General features: G+C 37.6%; 11 protein-coding genes. 9 read left to right on the top strand and 2 right to left on the bottom strand.

Going from position 1 to position 12,839, the window contains the following annotated elements:
- The first annotated feature begins 249 nt into the window (after positions 1-249).
- A complete protein-coding gene (locus H8S63_RS18230; protein ID WP_007750378.1) occupies positions 250-966 on the top strand; it encodes a DUF169 domain-containing protein in 717 nt (238 codons plus the stop codon).
- A 7-nt stretch (positions 967-973) separates the two neighbouring features.
- On the opposite strand, the gene H8S63_RS18225 is transcribed toward H8S63_RS18230, so the two are convergent.
- Entirely contained in the window at positions 974-1,777 is an 804-nt protein-coding gene (locus H8S63_RS18225; RefSeq protein ID WP_186927584.1) for an RNA methyltransferase, read from the bottom strand.
- Positions 1,778-1,783: 6 nt separating this feature from the next.
- A complete protein-coding gene (locus H8S63_RS18220; RefSeq protein ID WP_255467685.1) occupies positions 1,784-2,818 on the bottom strand; it encodes an alcohol dehydrogenase in 1,035 nt (344 codons plus the stop codon).
- A gap of 249 nt (positions 2,819-3,067) precedes the next feature.
- On the opposite strand from H8S63_RS18220, the gene H8S63_RS18215 reads away from it, so the two are divergent.
- The 8 genes from H8S63_RS18215 (at position 3,068) to H8S63_RS18180 (ending at position 12,834) form a co-directional block, all read left to right on the top strand.
- The gene (locus H8S63_RS18215) at positions 3,068-5,845 is read left to right on the top strand and encodes an AAA domain-containing protein (RefSeq protein WP_186927582.1); all 2,778 of its coding nucleotides are present in this window, start codon (positions 3,068-3,070) and stop codon (positions 5,843-5,845) included.
- 157 nt (positions 5,846-6,002) lie between these two features.
- Positions 6,003-6,413 carry a DUF3276 family protein gene (locus H8S63_RS18210; RefSeq protein WP_229102267.1) on the top strand — a complete coding sequence of 137 codons (411 nt, stop codon included), beginning with the start codon at positions 6,003-6,005 and terminating at the stop codon, positions 6,411-6,413.
- A gap of 132 nt (positions 6,414-6,545) precedes the next feature.
- Positions 6,546-8,051 (top strand): class I SAM-dependent DNA methyltransferase, encoded by a 1,506-nt coding sequence (locus H8S63_RS18205; RefSeq protein WP_186927580.1) that lies wholly within the window; start codon positions 6,546-6,548, stop codon positions 8,049-8,051.
- Positions 8,052-8,099: 48 nt separating this feature from the next.
- A complete protein-coding gene (xerA, locus tag H8S63_RS18200; protein WP_004304867.1) occupies positions 8,100-9,092 on the top strand; it encodes a site-specific tyrosine recombinase/integron integrase in 993 nt (330 codons plus the stop codon).
- 1 nt (position 9,093) lies between these two features.
- A complete protein-coding gene (locus tag H8S63_RS20225; protein ID WP_186927579.1) occupies positions 9,094-9,909 on the top strand; it encodes a hypothetical protein in 816 nt (271 codons plus the stop codon).
- A gap of 10 nt (positions 9,910-9,919) precedes the next feature.
- Positions 9,920-11,149, top strand: a complete 1,230-nt coding sequence (locus tag H8S63_RS18190) for a restriction endonuclease subunit S (protein WP_255467684.1) — start codon at positions 9,920-9,922, stop codon at positions 11,147-11,149.
- Positions 11,150-11,155: 6 nt separating this feature from the next.
- Positions 11,156-12,232 carry a YhcG family protein gene (locus H8S63_RS18185; protein WP_186927578.1) on the top strand — a complete coding sequence of 359 codons (1,077 nt, stop codon included), beginning with the start codon at positions 11,156-11,158 and terminating at the stop codon, positions 12,230-12,232.
- A 38-nt stretch (positions 12,233-12,270) separates the two neighbouring features.
- On the top strand, positions 12,271-12,834 hold the full coding sequence (locus tag H8S63_RS18180; protein ID WP_186927577.1) for a restriction endonuclease subunit S: 564 nt from the start codon (positions 12,271-12,273) through the stop codon (positions 12,832-12,834).
- The last annotated feature ends 5 nt before the right edge of the window (positions 12,835-12,839 follow it).

The following is a 12,839-nucleotide window of genomic DNA, read 5'->3' as shown; positions in this document are numbered from 1 at the left end:
AATATCTGCGCCGGCAACACGAGGCTGGCTAGCATGGTCAAATAATCGTTTTTCATAATGCGAAGTAAGCAATACTTCACGAGTATAAAAAATAATCCCCACTAAATTTCTACTGACCCGAAATTTAGGCTCAACAGATTCTTCGATAAAAACAAGTTGGAATTCTTATCTCAATCTGTATTTTATTACAATACATGATGAAAATTGAAATTAAACTTATAACTTTGAAGAAAGTTAATGTGATACACCATGATACAGAAATTCTTGCAAACATATAAGGAGGCGTTCGGTAATGCAGTTCCACTTCCTGTCACTTTCGGATATAGCCATATACCTGTTACAGAGATAAATAAAATACCGCGTTGCATGATAGGTAGCATTCGCAAAGTATGTGAAGGTGATTCACTAACTCTAAGTGCCGACAATGTACTGTGCGGTGGAGGAAGCCTGTACACCGCCTTTGCCCCTATGCAAGAAAGGCTGCCCAAATTTGTGTCAGAAACGGAACACTACAAGCAGACTCCCGAACAAATCAAGAAATACATACATCGCTTAGACATCCACCTGACGGATAAGCCTTATTTGAATTTTGTCCGTATGGATAAACTATCCTCTCTCGATGAAATGGAAGGTATTTTGTTTTTCGCCACACCTGATATACTTTCGGGCTTGTGTACATGGGCTTTTTATGATAACGATGCAGATGATGCTGTATGTACACGGTTCGCATCGGGATGTTGTAGCATTGTGACCTTTGCCATACAAGAGAACCGGAAGAATGGTCGAAGTTGTTTTATCGGTATGTTAGATCCGTCCGCACGTCCGTTGATACCGACAAATGAGCTTACCTTTGTTATACCAATACACCGTTTCCATGAAATGATGCAGACGATGGAACATTCCGCTTTGTTCCAAAAGGCATATTCCATAGTAAGAAAACGAATAAATGGAGAGATAGGGAAATGAAAAGAACTTACAGAACGCGAAGTTGCCAAAAAGCTACAGCAGCCGCAGCAGCCACATTAAGTGAATCAACACCATACGACATCGGAATACGGACTACGTAATCAGCCTCAGCAATCGTTTCATGTGCGAGCCCATCCCCTTCACTACCCACCACAATAGCTAATTTAGATTCAGCCATCAAGATAGGATCATCAATGGAAACCGAATTATCTGTAAGTGCCATAGCAGCTGTACGAAAGCCCAAATTACTAAGATCAGAGAGAGAACCGTCCATCCATGTCCACGGAATACAGAAAACAGCTCCCATAGATACTCTGACCGCACGGCGATTCAACGGATCACAAGAATTGCGCCTCAGCAATACGGCATCCATCCCTAATGCTGCCGCCGAACGAAAAATAGCACCAATATTAGTGGCATCAACAACGCCGTCAATCACGACAATACGCCGGGCCTCATGACAGATTTCTTCCACCCTACGTAAAATAGGACGATGCATTGCACAAAGGACACCGCGCGTCAGAACATAACCAGTAAGCTTAGAAAGCAATTCCCTGCTACCAGTATAGACTGGTAAATCATTACTATATCGTTCTATTACATCAGAAGCATCACCAATAATATGTTTATGTTCACACAAAATTGCCAAAGGCTCATAGCCAGCCTCTAAGGCCCTTTTGATAACCTTCGGACTTTCTACTATAAAAAGCCCTTTATCAAGTTCAATGTGATTACGCAACTGAGCTTCAGTGAGAGCACTGAATATCTCAACTCCAGGATGAGATAAAGATGATATTTCAATAATAGGCATAATAGATTATTTATAAATTGCTACTTTAATAACCCCATCCAACTTGTTTTCAAAGGCACGGTAAGCCTCCTCAATCTCATTCAACGGAAATCGATGTGTAATAAGAGAAGTAGTATCGATTTTCCCTTTCTCAATCAGTTTGAGAATCTCGGCACAATCACAACCATCCACTCCCCCTGTTTTAAAAATTAGGTTCTTGCCATACATATCAGGTAAAGGAAGAAGCTGTGGTTTATCATAGAGGGCTACAATCGTGACAATAGCATTAGGACGGGCACAATTCCAAGCCAAATGGAAGGAATCGTCACTCCCTGCCACTTCCAAAACAACATCTGCACCACCATGGTCACTGTTCTTGAGAACAAAATCCTTGCAGTTTTCCGGTTCAGTCACCAACACATCAGGATAATGCTCACAGACAAACCGAATTCTTTCAGGAGACTTTTCACAGACAATAATGCGTTTTGGCTTCTTCAGCATCACACACAACAAAGTACAAATCCCGGTAGGTCCGGCACCGATGATAAGAACAGTATCTTCCGCGGTTATTTCCGAGATACGTGCTGCCCAGAAACCTGTTGCAAGCACATCACCGACAAACAAAGCTTGTTCATCACTCACTGTATCCGGAATACGATTCAAACCTTGATCCGCATAAGGAACTCTGACATATTCCGCCTGACCGCCATCAATTCGACAACCTAAAGCCCAACCGCCATTAGGATCAGTACAGTTATTCACATATCCATGCTTACAGAAAAAACACTCACCGCAGAAAGTTTCGACATTCACAGTCACCCTGTCACCAGGCTTCACCGAAGTGACATCAGCCCCTACTTGTTCTACCACACCTACCATCTCATGCCCGACAGTTATTCCGGGCACAGCACGCGGCACACTGCCATGTTTAATATGAAGATCACTGGTGCAGATGCTACCAAGTGTTACACGCACGATTGCATCCCGTGATTCCTTTATTTCCGGTCTCGCTTTCTCCTGCAATTCAAACCTTCCGTGCTCAATATATGTGTATGCAAGCATAATATCCTCCTTGTTCATTAATGTATACCTTGCAAAGATAATGATTTCATTGGCAAAACAAATCTCTTTTATCACGTTCAATACTCCCAAACCGAATCTCACTCTATATTTATAACAATACAAAGCTGAATAAAGTCATTCACTGTTTTTTCTACTTCAGCTTTGATATTCTGGAAAATATTCTTACTTTTATATCCAAAATAATAAATAAAAACACCAGCACGACTTATTATATTTACACACAAGCCTATGATAGATACTTCCGAAAATCTGATTATTATAAAAGGACAAATCAAGACTCCCGAAATAGAGAGCTGCCAAAATCATAATGGCAACTATAAGGTAGTATTCCGAAATGTTCCTAGTGCGTATACTTACAAAGAAGAAAATGTCCTTTGGCTGACTGATCCGGACAAACCGGACCCCAATAATTATCAAATAATCAGTAAAGGGAGAACTTTATCGAACATTAAAGCCTTATCTATTTTTAAAGCCGGATCACACAGCTATTGGCACATTCGTTTTCTGAATGGTAAAGAGTATGATTACAGAGAAAAGGACTTAGAAATTATCGAATCATGCTTGGGAGAGAGTCGTTCGAAAAGTATATTCGAATATTTGAAGAAAGTTGCCGATGCGAACGAATTGAAAGCTGATGACGGAACGAAGCTATTGGCAAAACAATATGAAAAGATTCATTTCATCGCAAACAACAGAGCTATTGCTGTATATCTGAATCCTCAAAAATATAAAATGCAGACCCGGACTGCCTCAACCTTGATTTTTCCTTTCGGTTGTAATGCAAGCCAGCAAAAAGCAGTCCAGGCAGCTTTTGAGAATCAAATCAGTGTTGTGCAAGGACCTCCGGGAACTGGAAAGACCCAAACGATTCTGAACATCATTGCCAATATCCTTGTACGTGGTAAGACTGTTCAGGTAGTATCTAATAATAACTCCGCCATTGTCAATGTACTTGAGAAGTTATCCAAATACGATATGGGATTCATTGTTGCATTGCTAGGCAGCACAGCTAACAAAGAGAAATTCATCGAGACTCAAGAAGAGGAAAAACAATATCCGGAGAACTTTGAGTCATGGCATGATGCGGATGCCGACCAACCTCAATTTCTCGATCAGATACATCATCAGACCGAAGAACTAAAAAGCATATTTTCCAAACAGGAACGCCTTGCCATGGCAAGACAGGAAATACAAGCTTTAAAAATAGAGTGGCAACATTATCTGCAAGAGTTCGGAACAAAAGGAATTACTCTCCAACAACGAAAGAGTTCCAACTCGGCAGACCTTCTAAATTTATGGAATGAATGTCAACAATTTGCAGAAAAAGAGCAATCATCAAGTCTTCGGGGAATAGCAGCTTTTATTCAACGGTTGAAATGGTTATTCTTTAAATTCAGGAGCAAAACGATTTGTAAAATCCCCGATAAAGGTTTCTATAAACGGGAGATGAGTTTGATTATCGCCGACTTCCAAATCTTATTCTACCAAACAAAGTATGCAGAGCTGGAAGTTGAAATAGACACATTAGAAAAGGAGCTTGCCAACAAAGATGCAGCAGAAATGGCTAGACAAATGGCCGATACATCAATGAAATATCTAAAGAATCAGTTATTTCATACCTATGGCAATAATCATGACAAGCCCATCTTTACGCTCCCTGATCTAAAAAATAATTGGCGAGAGGTACAAAAAGAATACCCTATTATCTTAAGTACAACCTTCTCATCATTAAGCAGTCTGCAACGAGATGCTATATATGATTATATCATTATGGACGAAGCGTCGCAGGTTTCCGTTGAAACCGGAGCTTTAGCTTTGTCATGTGCTAAAAATGCAATCATTGTCGGTGACACCATGCAACTTCCCAACGTGGTCACAGAAGAAAATAAGAAAACGCTAAACTTTATCGCTAATGCGTGCCTGATTAAACCGGAATATGATTGTGCCAATATGAGTTTTCTGCAATCCGTCTGCAAAGTTATTCCGAATGTACCACAGACCTTGTTACGGGAACATTATCGATGCCATCCTCGAATCATCAACTTCTGTAATCAGAAATTTTACGGTGGAGATCTCGTCATCATGACACGTGATAAAGGAGAAGAGGATGTCATTTGTGCCATACGGACAGCCAAAGGTAATCACTCCCGCAGTCACATGAATCAACGGGAAATAGATGTTATCAAAGAGGAAGTACTACCGAATCTATCTTATGAAACAGATGAAATTGGCGTCATAGCTCCATATAACAAACAAGTAGATGCAGTAAAATCCGCACTTGAAGAGGATATTGATGTTGCAACAGTCCATAAATTTCAGGGAAGAGAAAAGGATGCTATCATTATGACCACTGTCGACGATGTCATCACTTCCTTTTCCGACGATCCCAACCTGCTCAATGTTGCTGTTTCGCGGGCTAAGTCACAATTCTATTTAGTCGTATCGGGAAACGAACAACCCAAAGACTGCAATATCAGCGATTTGATTGCTTATATCGAATATAACAATGGCACTGTTTCCACCAGTAAGATTCATTCTATATTCGATTATCTATATGAGCAATATACAGATGCCCGAATTGCCTATTTGAAAAAACACAAGAAAATATCCGAATACGATTCCGAGAATCTTACATTCGCCTTACTCGAGGATATCCTGAAAGAGAATATCAATATGCGTCATTTGAATATCATTTGCCATTTACCACTCTATATGTTGATTCAGGATTACTCTCTATTGAATGGAGAGGAAAGCAAATATGCTGCAAATATAAATACTCATATTGATTTTCTAATTTATAATCGTGTGAGTAAACAACCGGTATTGGCTATTGAAACAGATGGTTATACATTCCATAAATCGGGGACGAGTCAATCAGAACGCGATATTAAAAAGGATCATATCTTAGAGTTGTACGGAATTCCGTTGGTGAGATTGTCTACTATAGGTAGTAATGAGAAGAAAATTATTGGAGATAAGTTAAGCGAAGTATTACATTTACATTAGAATAACCATCTCAAACTATATTTTTAACATACATTTTTTTCTCAAATAAAAGTTTTTGCAGGTTCTAGCCATAGAAAGAAGAAATTTTACTCCATTTATAATAACAACATCAGTAATAATGCCTACATTTACTCCCAATTTAAAGTACGACAACATTATGGAATATAGATTATCAAGTCATAGCGGAGATTTATTCTTTGATCTGAAAGAAAATAATGAAGAACAATATCTCAAAATAACCCAAAGTAAAAATATAGGTTCCGGAAATTTCAGAAGAGAAAAAATATTCATAGATCGTTCAGAGCTATTACAATTCAGAGATGCTATCAACAAAGCTATTGAATATTGGTCTTTAGAAATAAAAAGAGAAAATAAACCAGAGAAAAAATATTCTTTAGAAGAAAAGAGACAAGAATACGGAAATGCTTATTTACCTTGGGAAAAAGAAGCTGACGAATATCTAATTCGCTTATATGAAGAAGGAAAAAGCATCAAAGAATTAACAGAAATCTTTGAACGTAATAATGGTGCTATCCGTTCAAGATTGAAAAAACTCGGGAAATTATAATAAAAAACACACTAAATGTTAAGATAAACATTACTGATTATTCGTATTTTTGTATTAATGCATTCAATGTTTTTGGAAAACATTGAATGCATATAAAATATAAATCGCAATAGTAAAAAAATAGTTATAAGTATGGCAAAGACAAATACAGCCGAATTAGGATTTGAAAAACAAATATGGAAAGCAGCTGATTTATTACGTGGCAACATGGATGCATCAGAATATAAATCAGTCGTTTTAGGACTTATTTTCCTTAAATATATATCAGACAGTTTTGAAGCAAAACATCAAGCTCTCATCAATGAAGGAGAAGGCTTTGAGGAAGATAAAGATGAATATTCCTATGAGCATATTTTCTTTGTACCCAAAGAGGCTCGTTGGTCGGTCATAGCAGAAGCAGCGCATACTCCGGAGATTGGCACTATCATCGACAATGCCATGCGACTGATAGAGAAAGAAAATCCTCGTTTAAAAGGGATTCTTCCTAAAAACTTCGCACGACCAGAATTAGATAAACGCCGCTTAGGAGATGTCGTAGATTTATTTACAAACGTTCAAATGAAAGAACATGGGGACAGCAAAGATATACTGGGGCGTACCTATGAATATTGCCTCTCCAAGTTTGCAGAAGCAGAAGGAAAACTTGCCGGCGAATTTTTTACACCATCATGTATTGTCCGTACATTAGTTGAAGTGCTTCAGCCATATAGCGGACGTGTATACGATCCGGCTTGCGGCTCTGGTGGCATGTTTGTACAATCAGCCAAATTTATCGAACGACATCATGGAAATATCAATAACATATCAGTATTCGGTCAAGACAGCAATCCTACTACATGGAAAATGGCTCAAATGAATCTGGCGATTCGAGGCATTGAACCTGACCTTGGAAAATTCAACGCTGACACATTTTTTGATGACCAGCATCCTACACTAAAAGCTGATTACATTCTGGCAAACCCTCCGTTTAACCTAAGTGATTGGGGAGCAAACAAACTTCAGGATGATGTACGCTGGAAATATGGTATACCTCCTGCTGGAAATGCCAACTTTGCCTGGCTTCAACATATGATTCATCATCTTTCCCCAAAAGGACGTATAGGAATGGTACTTGCCAATGGTTCTCTATCCTCGCAAACAGGCGGTGAAGGAACTATCCGCGAAAATATTATAAAGGCAGATCTAATAGAAGGAATTGTAGCATTACCTTCCCAACTTTTTTATACAACAGGTATTCCAGTCTCTTTATGGTTCCTCAACCGGGCTAAAAAACAAACGAATAAAATACTGTTCGTTGATGCCCGTAATATGGGTAGTATGGTTACTCGCAAACTCCGTGAATTATCCGAAGAAGATATAATGAAAATAGCGGGTACCTTTGATGCTTTCAATTCAGGAACTTTAGAAAATGAAAAAGGTTATTGTGCTGTTGTATCAATAGAGGATGTAGCCAAACAAGATTATATCCTCACCCCGGGACGGTATGTAGGAATTGCAGAAACAGAAGATGACGGGGAACCGTTCCAAGAAAAAATGGAACGTTTGACTTCTGAATTATCTGATTTATTTGCACAATCCCATGACCTCGAAGAAGAAATTCGCAAACAATTATCTAGTATAGGATTCACAATCAAATAAATATTACTATATTCTTCGATTTATTAATTAACTCAATAATAGAAGAATATGAAAGAAAATTTGATTCAAGAAATTAGCAATGCGATGACAGATGTTTTAAGTATAGAACAAATGGCTCAACTTAATGGAGTATTACTTCAAGTTATAAGTAAATACACCATTACAAAAGACGGTGAGAAAGAGCATGAAAATGCTGCTACAAACGACCGTCTGCTTGAAATCTTTTTGTCCGCAAAGCAAGTTGAAGGCTGTACTACTCCGACTATCAAATATTATAGTTCAACAGTCAAACAACTTTTCAAGACTATGCCTAAAAAAGTAGTAAACTATTCTACAGAAGATATACGAGCATACTTGGCTGTATTCCAACGCAAGCATAAGTCCAGTAAAGTGACAATAGATAATATTCGACGAATCTTTTCTTCTTTCTTTTCATGGCTTGAAGAAGAGGATTATATCATAAAGAGCCCTATACATAGAATCCATAAAGTAAAAACCGGCACACAAATCAAAGAAGTGCTTACTGATGAGAACATCGAACACCTTCGCGACAACTGTACGGAAATTCGTGACCTTGCAATGATTGATCTCTTATGCTCAACCGGAATGCGTGTCGGTGAATTAGTAAAACTAAACCGAGAAGACATCAATTTTAACGAACGAGAATGCATCGTTTTTGGCAAAGGCAATAAAGAACGAATAGTATATTTCAATGCAAGAGCTAAAATACATCTGCAACAATATCTTAGCTCCCGTAAAGACAGAAATAAGGCATTATTTGTCTCTCTTGCCAAGCCACATAATCGACTACAAATATCGGGTGTAGAGGTTCGGTTACGTAAAATTGGGCATTCTTCAAAAATTGCTCGTGTCCATCCTCACAAATTCCGACGAACACTTGCTACAATGGCTATAGATAAAGGAATGCCTGTAGAACAAGTACAAAAGTTACTTGGTCATGTAAAAATTGATACTACCATGCATTATGCTATGGTTAATCAAAATAACGTAAAACTATCTCATCGTAAATACATTAATTAAAATGCGGATAAGATACAATACATATAACAATAAGAATCATCTGTTTTACAAAAACAGGCAGATAAATGATAATTTAGAGCAGCAGGCACAGGCATTGTTCAAGTCGTGGTTTGTGGATTTCGAGCCGTTTAGAGGTGGAAAGTTCGTAGAATCGGAGTTGGGGATGATACCGGAAGGATGGCATATAGGAGTTCCAAATGACATTATCATTTCAACATTAAGTGGAGATTGGGGAAAAGAGAAGCAACAAGGAAACTATACTAAAAAAGTGTCCTGCATCAGGGGCGCAGATATTCCATACATAAAAATGGGAGAAAAAGGTAATATGCCTACTCGATTCATCTTGGAAAAGAACTATCAATCCAAAGTATTAACTCCCGATGATTTAGTAATAGAAATATCTGGAGGAAGTCCAACTCAATCAACGGGAAGAATTTGTAGAATTTCCCAAGCGTTATTAGAAAGATACAATAATTCGATTATCTGTACTAATTTTTGTAAGGCAATTAAGCCAACATTGGAATATTCTTCATATCTATATTATTTATGGAAAATGCTCTATAAACTAGGCATAATGTTCTCTTATGAAAATGGAACAACAGGAATCAAGAACTTTGATATTAACGGATTTGCCCAAAAAGAACGAATAATCATACCCCCTAAAGAAATTGTTTATGCTTTTAAGCAAATTATAGAAACTTTTTATGTAAAAATACAGACTAACGGAATCGAATCCGAACAATTGGCAAAAACAAGAGATACTCTTCTACCAAGATTGATGTCAGGAGAGTTAAATACTAACGATTTAAACTGCTAAATTCTCATTTATGGAACAGTGGAAAAAATATCAATTAAAGGATGTGACCACCCTTTTAGGGGATGGTTTACATGGTACCCCAAAATATGACAAAAATGGAACTGTTTTTTTTATCAATGGGAATAATCTTGTTGATGGAAAAATCGAAATAAAAGATTCAACAAAGCGTGTGTCAGAAGATGAAGCTAATAAGTATAGGAAAAATCTAAACCATCGAACTATATTAGTTTCTATCAATGGTACAATCGGTAATGTCGCAAAATATCAAGGAGAAGCGTGCATCTTGGGTAAAAGCGCTTGTTACTTCAATGTTGCAGAAGATTTCGACTTGAATTTTATATATTACGTTGTTGCCTCCCAACAGTTCAAGAATAGCATAATGCATTTAGCTACAGGTACAACGATTAAAAATGTGTCATTGGAAACAATGAGGAATTATTCATTTGTAGCACCAAGCATAAATGAACAAAAGCGCATATCATCTCTTCTTTCATCTCTTGATAATAAAATAGACTTGAACCGTCGGATAAATGATAATTTAGAGCAGCAGGCACAAGCGTTGTTCAAGTCGTGGTTCGTGGATTTCGAGCCGTTCAAGGATGGAAAATTTGTCGAGTCAGAGCTGGGGATAATACCAAAAGGATGGAGAGTTGGTAAAGCCGAGGATTTTTATTATATTAATATTGGTAAGACCCCACCACGAAAAGAGCAAGTATGGTTTTCCAGTAATTCATCAGATTATATATGGGTATCTATTTCAGATTTAGGATCATGTGGAAGATTTGTTTTTACATCATCTGAATTCTTGACACATGAAGCCATCAAAAGGCATAATATTATACTTGTTCCCAAAGATACGATTTTACTAAGCTTTAAACTTACAATCGGAAGAGTTGGAATTGCGGGAACTGAATTAACAACTAATGAAGCTATAGCAAGATTTATCACATCGGATGAAAATAGGGAATATACATATTTCTTATTAAAAGGGTATAATTACGAAAAGCTTGGAAGCACATCATCCATTGCAACTGCTGTCAATTCTAAAATAATTAAGGCGATGGTAGTTTTGATGCCAGATAAAGAAATACTTAAAGCATTCAGTTCATTGGCTAAACCGTATTTCGACCAAATACTAAGAAATGAACAGGAAAGTATTAGGTTAACAATTCTACGTGACACACTTCTCCCGAAGCTGATGTCAGGAGAACTAAAAATTAACGCAACTGAAGTATTATAGATTACGATGAACAAGTCAATAAACATACTTGATAAAGAATATCTGCAATGGGTGAAAGACCTTTGCGGTCGCTACCGTCAAAGCCAAATAAAGGCAGCGGTGAAAGTAAATGTGGAACAGTTGAAATTCAACTGGCTTTTAGGTCGTGACATTGTTGAATTGCACGTAGAAGAACGCTGGGGCGAAAGTGTTATCACTCGATTGAGCAAAGATTTACGTGAAGCTATACCCAATGCGGCTGGTTTGTCAAAGAGCAATATTTACTATTGTAGGAAGTTTTATTTGTTATACAAGGATGCTCTGAAAACTTTCCACCAACTTGGTGGAAAAAATGAAACGGAATTATTCCACCAAGTTGGTGGAATATTTGAAGTCCCATGGAGACACCATTGTTTGATAATGGATAAAGTGAAAGACGATATAGACAAAGCTCTGTTCTATGTTCACCAGACGGTGGAGAACGGCTGGAGTCGTAGTATGCTGCTCAATTTCATTAGCACCGACCTTTATGAGCGGCAGGGCAAGGCACTGACTAACTTTACAAAAACATTGCCTGACGCGATGAGCGACCTTGCACAGGAGTTGACCAAAGACCCCTACAATTTTGCTTTCACGGGTATAACTGGGCGTTACAATGAACGGTTGCTCAAAGATGCTCTACTGAATAACATTACCCGATTCCTGATTGAACTGGGTACGGGTTTCGCTTATGTGGGCAAAGAATATCGTTTAGAAATAGGCGAAACGGAAAACTTTATCGACTTGCTCTTTTATAATCTTTCGCTTTCCTGCTATGTAGTGATAGAGGTAAAGATCGGTAAATTTGCTTTTGCCGACATCGGTCAATTAGGTGGATATGTGGTAGCTTGCAATCATTTGCTGCGTAAGGAAGGAAGGGATAACCCAACCATCGGCTTACTGATTTGCAAAGAGAAAGACCGCATACAAGCTCAGTATGCTTTGGAGGCAAGTAGCCAACCTTTGGGTATTTCCGAATATGATCTGGAGAAGTTTTATCCCGAAAAAGTGGAAGGTACCATGCCTACCATAGAAGAGATAGAAGCTAAATTAAGAGATAACTAACAATGAAACCAACAATTTAACCCGCTAAATTCTCATTTATGGAAGAATGGAAAGAATATAAATTAGGAGAAATATTTGATTTCAATAACGGCTTATCCAAAGGAGGCAAATTCTTTGGACATGGTTATGATTTTGTTTCATTCAAGACTGTTTTCAAGAATCATTTCTTACCCAATACACTAGATGATTTAGTTGAGTCATCAAAAAAAGAAAGAGAAAAATTCTCGATAAAAGAAGGGGATGTTTTCCTGACTCGTACCAGTGAAACACAAAATGAACTGGCATATAGTTGTGTTGCACTAAAAGATTATCCAAATGCTACTTATAATGGTTTTACAAAAAGACTTCGTCCTAATGGAAAAATCAAGATTGATTCAATCTTCTCTGCCTATTTTTTCAGAAGTGCTATTTTTAGAAATCAAGTTACATCTATGTCTAACATGGTAACAAGAGCTAGTTTAAGTAATGAAATGTTGGATAGAATGAGTATTAAAATACCAAGTTATGATTTACAAAAGACTATTGGCAAAATACTTTTCAGCTTTGATGCAAAAATTCAATTAAATAAACGTATAAATGATAATTTAAAATTAATCGCCTAATATTC

The sequence above is a fragment of the Bacteroides sp. NSJ-39 genome (assembly GCF_014287315.1).
GTDB classification, from domain to species: domain Bacteria; phylum Bacteroidota; class Bacteroidia; order Bacteroidales; family Bacteroidaceae; genus Bacteroides; species Bacteroides finegoldii.
This window is presented reverse-complemented; position numbering and strand designations above follow the sequence as displayed.